The sequence below is a fragment of the Streptomyces diversicolor genome (assembly GCF_057537855.1).
This window is the reverse complement of the sequence record NZ_BAAJXA010000015.1, coordinates 86,896-105,300: the sequence shown is the minus strand read 5'-3', so window position 1 is coordinate 105,300 and position 18,405 is coordinate 86,896. Positions and strand designations below refer to the sequence as shown.

Sequence of the window (18,405 nt, the reverse complement as noted above, 5' to 3'; positions counted from 1 at the left end):
GGTGGGGCGGACGGAGCGGACCTGTGGGCCGCATCGACGTCCGCGTCCGATCGCGCTCGGGCGCACCTCTGCCATCCATTCTGCGGGATGGCTGAGATACGCACGCTACCTGTTCGTGTGCGCTCGGCCTACACCGACGGCCGCTTCCCTGCCGCCCAAGGCCGTTTCCGGACCGCCTCCGAGTCCTCGGCGGGCCGTGGCGCCACCGGCCGTACGGCCGCCCCGCCGCCGGTTCCCGCGCTGCGGACCCGCACCCTTGGCGGGCCCCGCCACCCGTCTCACCAGCGACGTCCCCCGCTCTTCGGCCGGTCCTTCACCCACTCCACGGTTGTGCTCCCGCCGACTCGCTCGGCGACAAGTGCTCTAGGAAAAGGATTCTCAGGGCACTATGAACGTCGTGGCAGCCGCGAGGTCGCCCCAGGGCACCGCCCGCGTCGGCGGCGTGAAGGGGAGCAGTCGAGGTGGCGGTGCGGGCCGTGTGGGCGGTGCCGTCCGCGCGGTCGGCCGTGCCCTGCACCTCCCGGTCGCCGGCGCGGCCCGCGGCATCAGGAGGGCCACGCACGCGCACGGCGCCGGCGAGTCCGGGCTCGGCAAGCTGATCGAACTGCACGCCGTCAACGGCGCCGGCGATGTGATGATCACCGTGGCGCTCGCGTCCACCGTGTTCTTCTCGGTGCCGACGGACGAGGCCCGCGGCCGGGTCGCGCTCTATCTCGCGATCACCATGGCCCCGTTCACGGTCCTCGCGCCGGTGATCGGCCCGCTGCTCGACCGGCTGCCGCACGGCCGGCGCGCCGCGATGGCCGCCGCGATGCTGGCCCGTGCCCTGCTGGCGCTGATCATCTCCGGGGCGGTCGCGAGCGGCAGCCTGGAGCTGTACCCGGCCGCGCTCGGGGTGCTCGTGGCGTCGAAGGCGTACGGCGTGGTGCGCAGCGCGGTCGTGCCCCGGCTGCTGCCGCCCCGTTTCTCCCTGGTGAAGGCGAACTCCCGGGTGACCCTCGCCGGGCTGCTGGCCACCGGGGTGGCCGCCCCGATCGGGGCGGGCCTGCACGCCCTCGGCGACCCCTGGCCGCTGTACGGCGCCTTCGTGATCTTCGCGGCGGGTACGTTCCTGTCGTTCTCGCTGCCGCGGAAGGTCGACTCCGCCAAGGGCGAGGACGTCGCGCTGCTCGCCGCGGACGCGGAGCATCTGCGCGGCCCGCGCCGCACCGGCGCCAGGCGTCCGGGGCTGCGCACGGTCGGCCCGGCCGTCACGCACGCGCTGGGCGCGAACGCCGCGCTGCGCTGTCTGTCCGGCTTCCTGATCTTCTTCCTCGCCTTCCTGCTGCGTGAGCATCCGCTGACCGGTGAGAGCGCGGCGGTCTCGCTGGGGATAGTGGGTGTCGCGGCCGGCGCGGGCAACGCGCTCGGCACGGCGGTCGGGGCCTGGCTGCGGTCCCGGGCACCGGAGATCATCATCGTGACGGTGGTCGCGGTGGCGCTGGGCACGGCGGTCGTCGCCGCGGTGTTCTTCGGCGCGTTCCTGGTGGCGTGCCTGGCGGCGGTCGCCGGGTTCGCGCAGGCGCTGGCCAAGCTGTCCCTGGACGCGCTGATCCAGCGGGACGTGCCGGAGCCGGTCCGCACGTCGGCGTTCGCGCGGTCGGAGACGCTCCTGCAGATGGCGTGGGTGTTCGGCGGCGCCGTCGGCATCGTGATGCCGCTCAACGGCACCCTGGGCCTGGCCGTGGCCGCCGTCCTCGTGGCCGCCGGCTGGCTGACGACCGTGCGCGGGCTGCTCGCCTCGGCCCGGCACGGCGGGGCGGCCCGGCCGCGAGTGGCGTAACGAACCGGGCACGCCGCCCCCAGGTGGGGGGCGCCCCAGGGGCGCCCGATAGCCTTCGGCCATGACCATGCAATCCGCTCCGCGACGCCGCCGCGCCGTCGCCGCCGCCGGCGCCGTTTCCGCCGGACTGCTCGTCCTCACGGCCTGCGAGAAGCCGACCCCGATCGCAACGGTCACCGTCGGCACCAGCTCGGTCAACTCCGAAGCGACCTGCTACAACGACGGCAAGGCCCTGGACACGGCCGCCCTCGGGAACTGCCTCAAGGACACCGGCATCAAGTCCATCACGGTGGACCCGGAAGAGACCGTCCGCTTCGGCGTCGACCCGAAGATCGCCGACAGCGGCTGGACGATCCTGATGAACGGTCAGCCGCTCACCGAGTCCAGCACCAAGACGTACCGCACCATCCCCGGCAGCGTCTTCTTCAACGCCCAGTACGGCGCACAGGGCAACTCGACCCTGGTGTCGGTCAAGGAAGGCGACAAGACCGTCAAGGGACTGTGGTCCTTCAAGCTGAAGAAGGCATCCTGACCACGTCCGGCAAGCGTTTCCTCGTCGCCACCGCGGTCCCCGCCGAGCGGGACGCGGTGGCACAGGCGCTCGCCGGACCGGCACGCGAGGTGCGTCTGCCGGGCGGCACACTCCACCGGATCACCGGCGCGCACACCTACGACCTGCTCGCCGCCGGTGTCGGCCCCGCCCTCGCCGCCGCCCGCACCGCCGGCGCCCTGACCGCCGCTGCCCTGCACGGCGCCCCGTACGCGCTCGTGGTCAGTGCCGGGATCGCCGGCGGTTTCCGGCCCGCGGCGCCCGTCGGCTCGCTCATCGTCGCCGACGAGATCACCGCGGCCGACCTGGGCGCCGAGACCGCCGACGGCTTCGTCCCGGTCACCGGGCTCGGCTTCGGCACCGTCAGCCACCGTCCGCCGGAAACACTCGTACGGGAGGTGACCGCGGCGACCGGGGCACGCGCCGGGACCGTGCTCACCGTCTCGACCGTGACCGGGACCGCGGCCCGCGCCGACGCGCTGCGCGCCCGCCATCCCCGGGCGCTCGCGGAGGCCATGGAGGGCTTCGGGGTGGCCGAAGCGGCCGCAGCGCACCGGGTGCCCGTCCTCGAAGTACGCGCGGTGTCCAACCCCGTCGGCCCGCGCGACCGCGCCGCCTGGCGCATCGGCGACGCCCTCGCGGCCCTCACCGAGGGCTTCGGGAAGCTCGCGCCCGCACTGGAGAGTTGGAACCCGCATGAGCCCTGAGAGCCGACCGCTGCAGATCGCCTACTCCCCCTGCCCGAACGACACCTTCGTCTTCGACGCCCTCGCCCACGGCCGGATCCCCGGCGCGCCCGCGCTCGACGTCACCTTCGCGGACATCGACATCACCAACGGCATGGCCGAACGCGGTGAGTTCGACGTGCTGAAGGTGTCGTACGCGGTGCTGCCGTACGTCCTCGACGAGTACGCGCTGCTGCCCTGCGGCGGCGCGCTGGGCCGGGGCTGCGGGCCGCTCGTGCTCACCCGGGAGCCGGATGCGGACCTCACCGGGCGGACGGTGGCCGTGCCGAGCGAGCGGTCGACCGCCTATCTGCTGTTCCGGCTGTGGGCCGCGGACACCCTGCCGCAGGGCGTCGGAGAGATCGTCGTCATGCCGTTCCACGAGATCATGCCGGCCGTGCGGGACGGGAAGATCGACGCGGGGCTTGTGATCCACGAGGCGCGGTTCACCTACCAGAACTACGGGCTGCACAAACTCGCCGACATGGGCGAGCACTGGGAGGCCACGACCGGGCTGCCGATCCCGCTCGGCGCGATCGTCGCCAAACGGTCGCTGGGCGCGGACACGCTGCGGCTGCTCGCCGAGTCGGTCCACGCGTCCGTGCACGCCGCCTGGGACGACCCCGAGGCATCGCGGCCCTACGTCATGGAACACGCCCAGGAGATGGATCCCGCCGTCGCCGACCAGCACATCGGGCTGTACGTCAACGAGTTCACGTCGGACCTCGGTGAGGACGGGTACGCGGCGATCCGGGGCCTGCTCACCCGCGCGGCGGCCGAAGGGCTCGTACCCGCCCTCCGCCCGACCGCGCTCGACTTCCCCTGACCGGGCGCGGCCCGGGGCGGGATGCTCCGCGGGCCGCGGGCTATACGTCCAGTTGGTCGGCGACCGCGCGCAGCAGACCGGCGATCTTCTTGCCTGAGGTCTTGTCGGGGTAACGGCCCTTCTCCAGCATCGGGGTGATGTTCTCCAGGAGCGTCGTCAGGTCCTGCACGATGGAGGCCAGCTCGTCCGGTTTCTTGCGCTGGGCCGCCGCGACCGACGGGGTCGGGTCGAGGACGACGACCGACAGGGCCTGGTCGCCCCGCTGGCCGGCGACCACCCCGAACTCCACGCGCTGTCCCGGCTTGAGCGCATCGACTCCGGCGGGGAGAACCGAGGAATGGACGAAGACGTCACCGCCGTCGTCACGGGAGAGAAAGCCGAAGCCCTTCTCACTGTTGAACCATTTGACCTTGCCAGTCGGCAAAGCACACGCTCCCTCGATCGGTCCCGGACGCCCCAGACGCCGGTTGAACTGCCGTCATGACACCTTACCGGGGGTCTCTCCAGCGGGACATGCCTTAAAACGGCACGGGGCTGCCATGCGCCACGAGTGGCGGGATAGCGGCTCAGCGAGGTGAGGGAAGTGTGATGACCACCCGATGCGGCGGCCAAGCTTCCGGATACGGCGGTCTTCGAGCGGAGGGCAGCGAAGTGGCCGCCGACCGGGTGACGGCATACGCCTCCGGCACGTCAACTCGTCGGGCGGCTTTTCCCCCTCCCGCCGGCCCTGAGAGCCGCCTTTCCGGAAATACTCATGTTTTCTTCGCCGTTCAACCCCCGCAATACCCGCGCCCGGCCGGGAACTACCCTGGTGCGGTGCGTGAAACAACCCAAGCGAATTCCGCCGCGCCCGGTGACGGGCTGATCCGCGCCGGTGCCGTCGTCTTCTTCCTCGGTGCCGTGGCCACTCTCGTCACCGTGGCCCCGCTGTTCCTGGGCGCGCAGCCCTTTCCGACGTACATGTTCGGCCTGAGCATGCTCATGGGAGTCGGATTCCTCGTGGCCGGCGCGGGGGTGCTGCGGTCGATCGCGGCCGGACGGCGTCAGGCGCGCGGCGCCTCGCGGTAGCCGGCCAGCCAGCGCGGGAAGGCGGACAGGTCGTCGAGGACGACGTCCGCGCCCGCGGTGCGCAGTTCCTCCGCGTCGCACGGGCCGGTGGCCACGGCCACGGAGAGGGCGCCGGCGGCACGGGCACCGCGTACGTCTCCGACGTGGTCGCCGACGTAGACGCTCGCGCCGTGCTCGCGCAGCGCCTCCGCCTTGCCCTCCGCCCACAGGTCGCCGACGACCGCGTCGGGCTCCATGCCGAGGTGGCTGAGGTGCAGCTTGGCGTTCGGCTCGTACTTCGCGGTGACCACGATCGCCCGGCCGCCCGATGCGCGCACCGCCTCGATCGCCTCGCGGGCGCCGGGCATCGCGGGGGTCGCGGCGATGGCGATCGCCGGGTACATCTCGCGGTACAGGTCCGCCATCGGGGCGACCTGCTCGGCCGGGAACCAGTTGACCAACTCGTCGGCGAGCGGGGGGCCGAGCCGGGTGATGGCCAGATCGGCGTCGATGTGGGTTCCCGTACGCTCCGCCAGCGCCGTGTAACAGGCGTGGATGCCGGGCCGGGAGTCGATCAGGGTCATGTCGAGGTCGAACCCGACGGTCAGCACGCGAGAACTCATGCCCGCCATTGTGCCCACCGCCCCCGCCGGCCGACCGCCCCACCCCTCCGCGGCCACCCGGGCCACCCCCTGCGGACAGCGGGCACCAGGCGTGCCGACCAGTGCCGCGGCAGGCACCGCCTGTCAAGGAGCGGCGTCCGGTGCTTGCTCTCGGCGTGCCGGACGGAAGTCCTCGTACTGGACCTGCTGGACGTACGTGGGCTTTCGGCCGGTGCGGCGAGAGGGCGCCTGTTGCGGCACCAGGTGCGCGCTCGGGGCGGCCGGGGCATGAAGCGGCCGGGCGCGGCCGGGTCGGCACTGCACGCCCGGTGTCGCAGCCGACCCGGCCGACCGCACCGGATCGTCCCGCCGAAGCCGCGGACGCGGTCAGCGGCGGCGCTGGGAACGGCCAGGCGCGGCCGGGTCGGCGCTGCACGTCCGGTGTCGCAGCCGACCCGGCCGACCGTATCGGACCGTCCCGTCGAAGCCGCGGACGCGGTCAGCGGCGGCGCTGGGAGCGCCAGAGGAGGTAGGCGGCCGAGGTGAGGGCCGCGGCCCGTACCGTCCAGGGCCACGTCTCGGCCAGGGCGTCTCTCATCTGGCCCTGGGCGATGGGGTCGCCCCAGCGGCCCTCGTTCCTGCCCCACAGCCAGACCAGGCCGCCCGCGAGCGCCAGGCCGGGCAGGCCCATGACGGCCCACTTGCTCTCCGCCGCGGTGAGGCGACGGGAGCCGTAGGCGATGAGCCAGCCGACGATCAGCGCGAACCAGTTGCCCAGCACCGCCCCGGCGACCAGGGCCGCGGCGGCGAGCAGGAGCAGCGGGTTGGTCCAGCCCGCGGCGGGGCGGGGCAGCGGCAGCCGGCGGCGCGGAGGCAGGTCGGCCGTCTCGGGCACGGCGGGTTCGGGCGCCGCCGCGGGCGCCGTCTCCGCCTTCGCGGCCTCCTTCGGCTCGGCCTCCGGTTCCTTCGGCGGCGGCTTGAGGAGTTCGGGGATCTCCACTCCCCCGACGAACCCGGGCACGCTGTCCCCGGCCCCGAACGGGCTGTCGTCCACCCGCCACCAGTCGGGTTGCAGGGCGCTGTCGCCGAGTTCGTCCTCCCCGGCGAGGTGCGGCGGTGAGGGGGCGTCCGGACGGGCCGGGGCCGCCGGCTCCGCGGGACGCGGCCGGGGCACGACCCGACGCAGCCCCTTCCCTCTCTCCCGCGGCCCCTCGGCGTCGCCCCCGTTGCCCTTCTCCCCCGAGCCCCACTGCCCCAGCAGCCCCTTCGGACCCAGCAACCCCTTCGGCCCGGGCTCGCGCGGCGCGGGCTGCACCGGCACGGCGGCGGGCGGCGACTGCGGCACCCCGCCGCCCCCGCCGGCCGCCGCCACGACCTCGTCCGGCGTGCCCAGCCGGGCGAGGATGCGGCGCACCGCGGCGGGACTGTCCACGGTGGTCCTGGCCCGGTGCCGGTCGATCTCGTTGCGCAGCTCGGACACCAGGCGCATGCGGTCGGCCGACGGCAACTGGCGCTGCTGCGCGATGTCGCCGACGCGGCTCAGATACTCGTAGACGACCCGGTCGCTCTCGATACCCACGAAGTCCCCTCCGGGGCCGGTGCGTTGGATACCCCGTCGGGACGACGGTAGCGCAGGCCGCCCCGCACGTCGGCGCGCACGCCCGCGGGCAGCGCGTCGTCGGGCGGGGGCGGTGCGCGGGGCCGCGGCGGATGCCGTCGCCGGGGGCATGCGCTCCCGGCGTCGACCCCGTACCCGCTACCGTGGGTCGGATGAGCAACCCGGCAACACCGCCGCGTTCCCTCGCGGAGGCGCTCCGCGCCAGGGACGACGCCTCCCTGGCCGCGCTGCTGCGCAGCCGGCCCGACCTCGTCACCCCCGTGCCCGGCGACCTCACCCAGCTCGCCACCCGGGCCGGCACCCGGGCCTCGGTGCTGCGCGCCCTGGAGCGCCTCGACCTGTTCGTGCTGCAGACGGCCCAGGCCCTGGCCGTGGCGGCGGACCCGGCGTCCTACGACGAGTTGCTGGGCCTGATGGCGGGCGACGCCGGCGACCGGACCGTCGCCGCCGCCCTGCCCGACGCCCTCGCCACCCTGCGCGAACAGGCCCTGGTGTGGGGCGCCGACGACCGGCTGCGGCTGGTCCGCACGGCCCGTGAGGTGCTGGCCCCGACCCCGCAGCACCCGTCCCCGACCGGCCTCGGCCCGACCGTGCGGGAAGCCACCGCGGGCATGTCGCCGGGCCGGATCCAGGAGATCGTCACGGCCGCGGGCCTGCCGTCGACCCATGACTCGGTCTCCGCCGTGACCGCGCTCAGCGCCCTGTTCACCGACCGCGCCCGGATGGCCGCGCTGCTGTCCGGCGCCCCGGCGGAGTCCCGCGAGGTGCTGGCCCGGCTCGTCTGGGGGCCGCCGTACGGCCAGGTCACGTCCGAGCCGGCCGCCCATCTGCGCTGGCTGCTCGACCGCGGTCTGCTGCTGCCGACGGCGCCCGGCACCGTCGTACTGCCCCGCGAGGTCGCGCTGCATCTGCGCGCGGGCCGCGCGCACCGCGCGCCCGAGGCCGTACCGCCGCCGGTGGAGACGGCCGCGACGCATCCCGCGCGGATCGTGGACGCGACGGCGGCCGGGCAGGCGTACACCGCGCTGGCGACCGTGGAGGACCTGCTCAAGGACTGGGACGAGGGCGGTCCGACGGTGCTGCGGGCCGGCGGGCTCAGCGTCCGCGATCTGAAGCGTACGGCCGTCGCCCTCGACGTGTCCGAACCGGTCGCCGCGTTCTGGGTCGAACTGGCCTACGCGGCGGGCCTGCTGGCCTCCGACGGCGAGGCCGACGAGCGGTACGCGGCGACCCCGGCCTACGACGAGTGGCTGGAGCTGCCCCCGGCCGAGCGCTGGGCGCGGCTCGCCGAGGCGTGGCTGACGGCGACCCGGACGCCGGGTCTGGTCGGCGGGCGGGACACCAAGGACCGTACGTTGGCGGCGCTCGGGCCGGGTCTCGACCGCTCCGTGGCGCCCGAGGTGCGGCGCCGGGTGCTGGGGCTGCTGGCCGCGCTGCCGGAGGGCGCCGCGCCGGACCTCGACTCGGTGCTGGCCCGGCTGCGCTGGGAGCGTCCGCTGCGCGGCCCGGTGGGCGCCCCGGAGCGCGAGGGGGGCCGGCCGCGGGGCGGCGAGGAGGACCTGCGTTCCCGGATCGCGCGCTGGACACCGGCGGAGGCGGAGCTGCTGGGCGTCACCGGCCGCGGCGCCCTGTCCGCCCACGGCCGCGCGCTGCTCGGCGCATCCGTGCCCGCGGGCACGGCCACCGCGGCGCCCGCGCCGAGCGGCCGCCGCCGGTCCGACGGCGGCCCGGGAGCGGCCGGCCCGACGGCCGGTGGGCAGGCGGACGGTGGGCAGGGTGCCGGTGGCCGGGGGGCCGACGGCCAGGCAGACGGTGGCCAGGCGGACGGTGGCCAGGCGGACGGTGGCCAGGGTGCCGGTGGCCGGGGGGCCGACGGCCAGGCAGACGGTGGCCGGGCAGACGGTGGCCAGGGTGCCGGTGGCCGGGGGGCCGACGGCCAGGCAGACGGTGGCCGGGCAGACGGTGGCCGGGCAGACGGTGGCCGGGGTGCCGGTGGCCCGGCGGACGGGCCCGGGGACAAACTGCCCGCGCACCACCGTCGGCGCCCGCCCGCGCCCCGCGAGCCCCTTCCCCCGGCCGAGCGTGCGGCGGCCGCCGCCGTGGCCGCCGGGCTGCTCGCGCCGCTGCTGCCCGAGCCGCTGGACCACGTCCTGCTCCAGGCGGACCTGACGGCGGTGGCGCCGGGACCGCTGGAACGACCGCTGGCCGCCACGCTGGGCGTGCTCGCGGACGTGGAGTCAAAGGGCGGCGCGACGGTCTACCGCTTCACGCCCGCCTCCGTACGCCGCGCCCTGGACGCCGGCCGGACCGCCGCCGACCTGCACGCCTTCCTCGCCGCGCACTCCCGCACCCCGGTCCCGCAGCCGCTGACGTACCTGATCGACGACGTCGCCCGCAAGCACGGCAGGCTACGGGTGGGCGCGGCCTCCGCGTACGTACGCTGCGACGACGACGCGCTGCTGAACGAAATCCTCGCCGACCGCCGGTCGGCCGCCCTGCGGCTGCGCAGGCTGGCGCCCACCGTGCTGGCGGCGCAGGCCGACCCGGCGGCGCTGCTCGATGGCCTGCGCGCGATGGGGTACGCGCCCGCCGCCGAGTCCGCCGAGGGCGATGTGCTGATCGCCCGCGCCCACGCCCACCGCACCCCGCACCGCACCGCCCCCGAACCGGTCCCCGACGGCCCGCCCGTCCCCGACGCGACCCTGCTGACCGCCGCGATCCGCGCGATCCGCGCCGGCGACCTGGCGGCCACCACCCCGCGCAGGCCCGCGGGCGCGGCGACGGCGGGCGGCGACCTGCCGCGCACCAGCTCCGCCGAGACCCTGGCGACCATGCAGGCGGCCGTCCTGACGGGCGAGGCGCTGTGGATCGGGTACGTGAACGCCGAGGGCGCCGCGAGCCAGCGCGTGATCGCGCCCATCCGGGTCGAGGGCGGCTTCGTGACGGCGTACGACCACACGGCGGACGAGGTACGCACCTACCCCCTGCACCGCGTCACGGGCGTCGCGGAACTGGCCGCCGACTGACCGGAGCCCCGCCGTGATCACCTGCCGGTAGGGCACACTGGACGTTTGGCCGAGACTGTGGCCATAGGGAAAGGGTGCCGCGCGTGAATGGTCCGCTGATCGTCCAGTCCGACAAGACCCTGCTCCTGGAGGTCGACCACGAGCGGGCCGACGACTGTCGTCGGGCCATCGCGCCGTTCGCCGAGCTGGAGCGGGCGCCGGAGCACATCCACACCTACCGGGTGACGCCGCTCGGCCTGTGGAACGCGCGGGCGGCCGGGCATGACGCGGAGCAGGTCGTCGACGCGCTCGTGCAGTACAGCCGCTACCCCGTGCCGCACGCGCTGCTCGTGGACATCGCCGAGACCATGGACCGCTACGGGCGGCTCACCCTGAGCAAACACCCGGCGCACGGCCTCGTGCTCACCAGCAGCGACCGGCCGGTCCTGGAAGAAGTGCTCAGGTCCAAGCGGATCGCGCCGCTCGTCGGCGCCCGGATCGACCCCGACACCGTCGCCGTGCACCCCTCCGAACGCGGCCAGATCAAGCAGGTGCTGCTGAAGCTGGGCTGGCCGGCCGAAGACCTCGCCGGATACGTGGACGGGGAGGCGCACCCGATCGAGCTGCGCGAGGACGGCTGGGCGCTGCGGGCCTACCAGAAGCAGGCCGTGGAGAACTTCTGGCACGGCGGAAGCGGGGTCGTGGTGCTGCCCTGCGGCGCGGGCAAGACGCTGGTCGGCGCCGGGTCGATGGCGCAGGCCAAGTCGACCACCCTGATCCTCGTCACCAACACGGTCTCGGCCCGGCAGTGGAAGCACGAGCTGGTGCGGCGGACCTCGCTGACCGAGGACGAGATCGGGGAGTACAGCGGTACGAAGAAGGAGATCCGGCCGGTCACCATCGCCACGTACCAGGTGCTGACGACGAAGCGGAAGGGGATCTACCCGCATCTGGAGCTGTTCGACTCCCGTGACTGGGGGCTCATCGTCTACGACGAGGTGCATCTGCTGCCGGCCCCCGTCTTCAAGTTCACCGCCGATCTGCAGGCGCGCCGCCGGCTCGGGCTGACGGCGACGCTGGTGCGCGAGGACGGCCGCGAGTCGGACGTGTTCTCGCTCATCGGGCCCAAGCGGTTCGACGCGCCGTGGAAGGAGATCGAGGCGCAGGGCTATATCGCGCCCGCCGACTGCGTCGAGGTCCGGGTGAACCTGACCGACGCGGAACGGCTCGCGTACGCGACCGCGGAGACGGAGGAGAAGTACCGCTTCTGCGCGACGACCGACACCAAGCGCCGGGTCACCGAGGCCCTGGTGCGCCGGTTCGCCGGGCAGCAGATCCTCGTCATCGGCCAGTACATCGACCAACTCGACGAGCTGGGCGAGCACTTGAATGCGCCGGTGATCAAGGGGGAGACGTCCAACGCGCAGCGCGAGAAGCTGTTCGACGCGTTCCGTGAGGGCGAGATCAGCGTGCTCGTCGTGTCCAAGGTCGCCAACTTCTCCATCGACCTGCCGGAGGCGACGGTCGCCATCCAGGTGTCGGGCACCTTCGGCTCCCGGCAGGAGGAGGCCCAGCGGCTCGGGCGGGTGCTGCGCCCCAAGGCCGACGGACACCAGGCCCACTTCTACTCCGTGGTGGCCCGCGACACCATCGACCAGGACTTCGCCGCACACCGCCAGCGGTTCCTGGCGGAGCAGGGGTACGCCTACCGCATCGTGGACGCGGACGAGATCCTGACCGAGACCTGAGCCACGCGCCGCGCTCCGTCAGCCGCCCTTCGTCACACCTGTCGCCCACGGTGGCCCCGTCGGGTCGACGGCCTGGGCAGCGCGAGGACGGGACCCATTCCGTGCTCGATGTGCGACGTGTCGTGCGCACCACGGCGGCGCCCCCGCTGCCCCCGCCGCGCCGGCCCGCGGACTACGGGACGCCGTGCCCGGCGGCCGGGACCGGATCGTGCACCACTTCGTACGGAGCGGCCGCCACCCGGTGCCTTTCGAGGAGCCGGTGGCCCGGTCAGCGGAAGTCTTCGGGGATCCGAGTGCGCGTGAGCCGGCGGTCCTCGACGGGTATGTCATGGGGGTGGTCCGGTGGCTGTGCCGTGCGGTAGGCCGACGGCTTGCCGGCCCGTCCGGAGGTCTTCGGGTGCTCGGGAGACCGAGCGGCGCCGCGGGACGAGGGTCGCGGCCAGCAGGGCGAGGGCGAGCAGCGGGTACGGGGACGCTAGCGGCTGCTGCCACCCCGGGAGCCGCAGGTCCAGGTCGCCCTCGTGCGGCAGCAGCCACATGGTGCGGGCGGTGAACACGGCCGCCGTCAGCGCCGCGAGCGGGATGCGGCCCTCGGCGAGGAGCACGGCGAGCAGCGGGACGCACCACACCCAGTGGTGGGACCAGCTGATCGGTGACACCAGCAGGGCGGTGCCCGCCGCGAGCAGGATGCCGTGCCGCTCCCGCGTCGCCCGGGCCGCCGCCCACAGGCCCGCGACGGCCACGACGGCGACCGGGAGCGCCCAGGCCGGACCCGGTGCCCCATCGCCCGCCGCCCGCGCGATCAGGCCCGGCAGCGACTGGTTGTCGACGATCCAGACCTTGCCCACCCGGCCGGTCTCGAAGAGCCCTCCGGTCCAGAATTCTGCGCTGGCGGCCGGGAGCAGGACCGCGCCGAGGGCGACGGTCCCGGCGAAGCCGGCCATGGCCGTCGCCGCCTCCCGTCGGCGCCCGGTCAGCAGGAGATGGACGACGAAGACGGCCGGAGTCAGCTTGATGCCGGCCGCCACACCCAGGGCGAGGCCCTTGGCGCGGGCGCCCGGCGGGCGGGTGAGGTCCCCGAGGACGAGGCAGGCGAGCGCCAGGTTGATCTGGCCGAACAGGACCGTCTGGAAGACCGGTTCGAGCCACAGGGTCAGGGCGGTGGCCGCACACACCTGCGGCGCCCGGACCGTCCGGCCCGCGAGCCGGGCCGAGAGGACGACGAGACGGGCGAGCAGGAGCACGTTGCCCGCGACGAAGGCCGCCTTCATGGCCGGGAGGGGGATCCAGGTCGCCGGCACGAACAGGACCGCCGCGAACGGCGGGTAGGTCGCCGGCAGCCGCCACTCGGTGACGGTGAAGCCGTACAGGTCGCCGCCGTGGACGACGGCCTCGCCCTCGGCCCGGTAGACCAGCGCGTCGGCCATCGGGGCGCGTTGCAGGACGCACAGGGCGGTGAAGGAGAGCAGGGACAGGGTCAGGAGGACGTAAGGCGTCACCGTCCGTTGTGCCACGGAGGTGAACCTATGGGTTACTTACGGCGAACGCCCGCTTCCTCGCCGTACTCACCGAGGATGACGACGCCGAACGCCGCCTCCGCGAACACCTTGACGGCACGCAGGACGTTGCCCAGGCGGTGATGGTGCTTGCCGACGACGGCCGTGGCGCCGGCCGGGCCGGAGGGGGCCGGGTGGATGGTTGCAGCGCTCATGTCTCCATGGTGGAACTTCGAACCCCAGGTCGTCATCGGTCTGCGGAGCCAATCCCGGCCCCCCGCACATACCTCTCCGGAGGGACCCCCCTCCCCTAGGCAAGGCGGAGACGTCCCCTAGGGGCCCCTAGGGGACGAAAAAGCATTGGCTTCGGTGTGGGGCTCGTCATTAGAATCTCCGCTCTTGCCCGCCTCCCTCCCGGAGTGCCGCCGTCCGGCCGGAAACCGGACGGCTTCCCGTCACGCGACCGCGCCCGTCCGCGCACGGTCCGTGCACCCGCCCTCGCAGCACCCCGACCGGAGGCACCGCCTTGTCCACGCCCGCCCACGATCCGCTGGACGACCCGCTCGCCCGGGAACGCTCCCACCTCGCCGAGTCCCGTGCCGCCCTGCGCGCCATGCGTGAGGACGTCGAATCCCTCGACATCAGTGACGTCACCGCGAACTGGGTCAACGCCGAGGTGCTGACACGGCAGATCGACGAGCGCATCAAGGCGCTGGCCGACCTCAGCGACACCCCCCTGTTCTTCGGCCGGCTCGACTACCTGTACCCGCCGGGCGCGGACCGGGCCGAGGGCGCGCCGGGCGAGCGGTTCTACATCGGGCGGCGGCACGTGCACGACGCCGAGGGCGATCCGATGGTCATCGACTGGCGTGCGCCGGTGTCCCAGCCGTTCTACCGGGCGTCCAAAAAGGACCCGATGGACGTCGCGCTGCGCCGCCGCTTCGGCTACACCGGCGGGGATCTGACGGCGTACGAGGACGAGCATCTGTCGGACCCGGCGGAGGAGGCCCGCACCAGCAAGCTGCTCCAGCAGGAGATCGAACGGCCGCGCGTGGGCCCGATGCGGGACATCGTCGCCACGATCCAGCCAGAGCAGGACGAGATCGTGCGCTCCGGCCTGGCCGGCACGGTCTGCGTCCAGGGCGGCCCCGGCACCGGGAAGACCGCCGTCGGACTGCACCGGGTCGCCTATCTGCTGTACGCGCACCGGGAGCGGCTGGCCCGCACCGGCACCCTGGTCATCGGGCCGAACCGGTCCTTCCTGAACTACATCGAGCAGGTGCTGCCCGCGCTCGGCGAGCTGGCGGTGCGGCAGGCCACCGTCGACGACCTGGTCGGGCATGTGGAGGTGCGCGGCACGGACGAGGCGGCGACCGCGCTCGTCAAGGGCGACGCGCGGCTGGCCGAGGTGCTGAAGCGGGCCCTGTACGCACAGGTGACGATGCCCACCGAGCCGGTCGTGGTGGTGCGCGGCTCGCGGCGCTGGCGGGTTCCGGCATACGAACTGGAGGAGATCGTCCGGGAGTTGCTGGCCCGTGACATCCGGTACGGGGCCGCCCGCGAGGCCCTGCCGCAGCGGATCGCGCATGCCGTGCTGGTGCAGATGGAGCGGGCGGGCGAGGCGCCGGACGACCGGGTGCAGGACGCGGTGGCCCGCAACAGCGCGGTGAAGGCGGCGGTCAAGGCGATCTGGCCGCCGGTCGATCCGGCGAAGCTGGTGCTGCGGCTGCTGACCGACGCGGACTTCCTCGCGGCGCACGCGGAGGGGCTGCTGTCGCAGGACGAGCAGAAGACGCTGCTGCGGTCGAAGCCGGTGCGCAGCGTGAAGTCGGCCAGGTGGTCGGCCGCGGACGCCGTGCTCATCGACGAGGCCACCGACCTCGTACAGCGCACGCACTCACTGGGGCATGTGGTGCTGGACGAGGCGCAGGACCTGTCCCCGATGCAGTACCGGGCGGTGGGCCGACGCTGCACGACCGGCAGCGCGACCGTCCTCGGCGACCTGGCGCAGGGCACCACCCCGTGGGCGACCCGCAGCTGGGACGAGGCGCTGGCGCACCTGGGCAAGGCGGACGGCGTGATCGAGGAACTGACCGCGGGCTTCCGGGTGCCGACGGACGTCATCGCGTACGCATCCCGGCTGCTGCCGCACATCGCTCCCGGCCTCACGCCGGTCGCGTCGGTCCGGGAGAATCCGGGCTTCTTCGACCTGCGCGCGGTCGACGGCACCGGTGAGGTGGTCGCGGCCTGCGAGGAGTTGCTGCGCAACGAGGGCTCGACCGGTCTGATCGCGGCCGACGCGCGGATCCCGGTGCTGGCCGATGCGCTCACGGCGGCCGGGATCACCTATCTGGCACCGGGCGAGGAGACGACGCGGGAGGCACGCGTCACCCTGGTCCCGGCGTCGCTGGCCAAGGGCCTGGAGTACGACTACGTGGTCCTGGACGAGCCGCGGGCCGTGGTCGACGCGGAACCGGACGAACGCACCGGCCTGCGCCGCCTGTACGTGGCCCTGACCCGAGCGGTATCGGGCCTGATCATCACCCACACCACCCCCCTCCCACCCCAGCTGACCTGACACCGGGACACGGCGCGGGCGGGGAAGGCGGGAACGGCGGGGAAGAAAGCCCCGCACCCGCCCGCGCGCAGGGCCACCACAGCGGACCGGGGCAAAACAGCAGACTGGGGCAGAGCCGCAACCACGAACCCGCGTGGCCACATGCAGTCGGCCGAGAGGACACACCAGCGGCCGGCACGCCGGCACACGGGTGTGGGCAGAGCCCTCTACAGCGCCCGGAACCTCTCGTCAAGGTCAGTGACGCGCTCGGCCCGGCGGCCCATCAGATAGACCTTGGCGTGTGTGCGCTGCACTTCGTGTACCAGCTTGAAGCCCTGGGTCTCGTTGTACCTCACCAGTCCGGGGAAGTGGCAGCCACGGCGAACCCATGTGCGCCCTTCCTGCGCGGCGCGGTCCACCGCCCACAGCCCCATCACGGTTCCCGGCTTCCTGTCGCGGTAAGCAGGGTCGGTGACGGTCGAATACAGGTAATGAGCCGCCTCGTTCAACTCGTCTTCCGTCCAGCCCCACGGGGGGGTCTGTTCCTGAACGGTGGTGCATCCGATGATCCGCCCGTCGCCCTCGGCGAGGACCCACACGTCACCATCGGAATTCTCCGCCTGCCGCGCGAGTTCGGACGCGCTTTCCCGCCAGCTCGGAAGCCCGCGGTCCTCCAGCCAGTTGGAGCGGGCGAGGATCATTTCTTCAACGGCGGGGATGTCATCGGCTGTGGCGGGACGCATGTTGAACACGCTGTCTCCTGGTGGCTGAGTGGGACTACAGGAAGGATTGAGCGGCGAAGTGGAGGTCGAGGACTTCGAGGAGCTGCGCGTCTCCGTCCTCGCGGTACGGCCCTTCACTCAGCTGACGGACAGCCACTCGCAGGCCGTTGGGGTCCACCAGCTTCTCGTCGAAGAGCGGCGAGCCGTCGTGGAGCATCTTGGCGAACAGGGGACGCGCGATCGTGGTAAGGGTGTGTTGAACGACCTCCGCGAACGACTCCCGCGCTCGGGATTCGGTGACGTCTGGGCTCAGCCCGAGGGAGGCTAGCCGTCGCCGTTGAAGCTGCTTCAATTCACGCCAGTGCATGGGGAGCCATTCGCCGAGTTGGACCATGCCCGGGTTGGCGAACGGATGCACGGGCCAGATGCCCGCCCGCATGAGTACAGGTGCTGTGGTCTCCATCGAGAGCAAGGTCATCGAGTTGACGGCAGCAGGCGGGGCAATGCCGTCGTCGGCGAACTCCAGCGCGGCGCGCGCTCGGTCTCCGATCCAGTGCAGGGCATCGCTGGTCTCGCCCATGGACTTGTGCGGATACTCGGCCTGAGACAGGGCCACCATCTCGTCTCCGCCTAGCCCGGTCACAACCACACGAGCACCATGGTTCGCCAGGTCCTCAGTGAGCTTGGTGAACGGCCGGTGAAGCGGCTCCTCGTACGGACTGACCTTCTCGCCCCTCACCCGGGCGCACTCCGGCGACAACGGCGCGTGCTCCAAGGCGTCGACCAGGTGATCCGACTCCGCGAACTGCAGCGCCTTGATGATCTCCGAGCGGCGGCGGATCTGGTGTGCGCGCCCCGGGCCGGCGATCAGGAGAGCGGCCGTCGGGAAGCGGGCCGGATACCGCTCGGCGAGACGGGTTCCCACGGTGCCGGAGTCGAACCCGCCCGTGAGGTGCAGCACCGTCTCCACGCAGTCGATCGGCCGGAGGTCGAGGGCAGCATCCATCGCTTCAACGAACGCTCCGAGAACATCGGCATCAGGGGCCAGTTCGCGCGGCCCGCTGTGCAATACCGGCTCGGGGTAGTGCAGGTAGAGGTGACCGCCGTAGATGGCGGTCCCGCGCTCGGTCACGCGGTGGATGCCCCGGAACACCGTCTCGGTGCTGTACCGGGGCCGGTAGATCAGCAACCGCGCGACTTCACGAGGGCTGAGGCCGACGGCGTGTTCGGCAAGGTCGGCCATGTCCCACGAACCGTGCAGGCTCGTACGGTCGTGTGCGACGTAGAGCGGCGCGACGCCTCCGGGGCCTGCGGTGACACGGCATGGATCGCCGGGAGTGGTTTCTACGAGTACGTAGTCCGTGGGCCACTGCTCCGCCAGAGTGCGAGCCTCTTCGAACTCAGCAGGGGTGACCTTGCGGGGTGCTGGATCGTGCGTTTCCCGGCCCGCGACGCGCTCACGTACGACGAGAAGTGTGCGGGTACCGTCCGTCACAGCGACGTGTTCCACCAAGGGGTGATCGTATGGAGCGATCTCGCTCGTCCCGTCGGCAGTGACGTACCAGCGCCCGTTCCACGCCCATACCGTGCTCGCATATGGAGTGAGACGTAACTTGATCATGCGTGCTCTCCCTTCGGATGAGCCCGAGGGGTGCGAGGTTCCGTCCCCTCGGGCATTGAGGTAGAA

15 protein-coding genes are annotated in these 18,405 nt (G+C 73.1%); 8 read left to right on the top strand and 7 right to left on the bottom strand.

Annotation, left to right across the window (positions count from 1 at the left end; genetic code table 11):
• The first annotated feature begins 397 nt into the window (after window positions 1-397).
• The 4 genes from AC27LF_RS19500 (at window position 398) to AC27LF_RS19485 (ending at window position 3,923) form a co-directional block, all read left to right on the top strand.
• Window positions 398-1,822 carry an MFS transporter gene (locus tag AC27LF_RS19500; protein ID WP_479657466.1) on the top strand — a complete coding sequence of 475 codons (1,425 nt, stop codon included), beginning with the start codon at window positions 398-400 and terminating at the stop codon, window positions 1,820-1,822.
• A gap of 61 nt (window positions 1,823-1,883) precedes the next feature.
• Window positions 1,884-2,354: a DUF2771 domain-containing protein gene (locus tag AC27LF_RS19495; protein WP_404034403.1), complete on the top strand. Its 471-nt coding sequence runs from the start codon at window positions 1,884-1,886 to the stop codon at window positions 2,352-2,354.
• Window positions 2,324-3,079 carry a futalosine hydrolase gene (locus AC27LF_RS19490; protein ID WP_479657467.1) on the top strand — a complete coding sequence of 252 codons (756 nt, stop codon included), beginning with the start codon at window positions 2,324-2,326 and terminating at the stop codon, window positions 3,077-3,079. The genes AC27LF_RS19495 and AC27LF_RS19490 overlap by 31 nt, the downstream gene beginning before the upstream one ends.
• The gene (locus AC27LF_RS19485; RefSeq protein ID WP_479657468.1) at window positions 3,069-3,923 is read left to right on the top strand and encodes a 1,4-dihydroxy-6-naphtoate synthase; all 855 of its coding nucleotides are present in this window, start codon (window positions 3,069-3,071) and stop codon (window positions 3,921-3,923) included. Before AC27LF_RS19490 ends, AC27LF_RS19485 begins: the two co-directional genes overlap by 11 nt.
• Window positions 3,924-3,963: 40 nt before the next feature.
• On the opposite strand, the gene AC27LF_RS19480 is transcribed toward AC27LF_RS19485, so the two are convergent.
• The gene (locus AC27LF_RS19480; RefSeq protein WP_452980511.1) at window positions 3,964-4,347 is read right to left on the bottom strand and encodes a cold-shock protein; all 384 of its coding nucleotides are present in this window, start codon (window positions 4,345-4,347) and stop codon (window positions 3,964-3,966) included.
• 392 nt (window positions 4,348-4,739) lie between these two features.
• Here AC27LF_RS19480 and AC27LF_RS19475 point away from each other — a divergent pair, with 392 nt between their 5' ends.
• The gene (locus AC27LF_RS19475) at window positions 4,740-4,991 is read left to right on the top strand and encodes a hypothetical protein (RefSeq protein WP_479657469.1); all 252 of its coding nucleotides are present in this window, start codon (window positions 4,740-4,742) and stop codon (window positions 4,989-4,991) included.
• Here AC27LF_RS19475 and AC27LF_RS19470 read toward each other — a convergent pair.
• Complete coding sequence (locus AC27LF_RS19470) at window positions 4,967-5,602, bottom strand: HAD family hydrolase (RefSeq protein ID WP_479657470.1); 636 nt, start codon at window positions 5,600-5,602, stop codon at window positions 4,967-4,969. The genes AC27LF_RS19475 and AC27LF_RS19470 overlap by 25 nt on opposite strands.
• Before the next feature lie 469 nt (window positions 5,603-6,071).
• Window positions 6,072-7,151, bottom strand: coding sequence for a hypothetical protein (locus AC27LF_RS19465; RefSeq protein WP_479657471.1), 1,080 nt, complete (start codon window positions 7,149-7,151; stop codon window positions 6,072-6,074).
• 191 nt (window positions 7,152-7,342) lie between these two features.
• Between AC27LF_RS19465 and AC27LF_RS19460 the strand changes: the two genes are divergently transcribed.
• Together AC27LF_RS19460 and AC27LF_RS19455 are read left to right on the top strand one after the other, a co-directional pair.
• Window positions 7,343-10,216, top strand: coding sequence for a helicase-associated domain-containing protein (locus tag AC27LF_RS19460; protein WP_479657472.1), 2,874 nt, complete (start codon window positions 7,343-7,345; stop codon window positions 10,214-10,216).
• Between the two features lie 83 nt (window positions 10,217-10,299).
• Window positions 10,300-11,943, top strand: coding sequence for a DNA repair helicase XPB (locus AC27LF_RS19455; RefSeq protein WP_479657473.1), 1,644 nt, complete (start codon window positions 10,300-10,302; stop codon window positions 11,941-11,943).
• A 326-nt stretch (window positions 11,944-12,269) separates the two neighbouring features.
• Here the strand turns inward: AC27LF_RS19455 and AC27LF_RS19450 are convergent, their stop codons facing one another.
• Both AC27LF_RS19450 and AC27LF_RS19445 read right to left on the bottom strand, forming a co-directional pair.
• The gene (locus AC27LF_RS19450) at window positions 12,270-13,370 is read right to left on the bottom strand and encodes a glycosyltransferase 87 family protein (protein WP_479657549.1); all 1,101 of its coding nucleotides are present in this window, start codon (window positions 13,368-13,370) and stop codon (window positions 12,270-12,272) included.
• Between the two features lie 104 nt (window positions 13,371-13,474).
• Entirely contained in the window at window positions 13,475-13,654 is a 180-nt protein-coding gene (locus AC27LF_RS19445) for a hypothetical protein (protein ID WP_479657474.1), read from the bottom strand.
• A gap of 311 nt (window positions 13,655-13,965) precedes the next feature.
• Here AC27LF_RS19445 and AC27LF_RS19440 point away from each other — a divergent pair, with 311 nt between their 5' ends.
• A complete protein-coding gene (locus AC27LF_RS19440; RefSeq protein ID WP_479657475.1) occupies window positions 13,966-16,017 on the top strand; it encodes a HelD family protein in 2,052 nt (683 codons plus the stop codon).
• A gap of 206 nt (window positions 16,018-16,223) precedes the next feature.
• On the opposite strand, the gene AC27LF_RS19435 is transcribed toward AC27LF_RS19440, so the two are convergent.
• On the bottom strand, window positions 16,224-16,739 hold the full coding sequence (locus AC27LF_RS19435; protein WP_479657550.1) for a GNAT family N-acetyltransferase: 516 nt from the start codon (window positions 16,737-16,739) through the stop codon (window positions 16,224-16,226).
• A gap of 34 nt (window positions 16,740-16,773) precedes the next feature.
• Window positions 16,774-18,228, bottom strand: coding sequence for an asparagine synthase-related protein (locus AC27LF_RS19430; RefSeq protein WP_479657551.1), 1,455 nt, complete (start codon window positions 18,226-18,228; stop codon window positions 16,774-16,776).
• Between the last annotated feature and the right edge of the window lie 177 nt (window positions 18,229-18,405).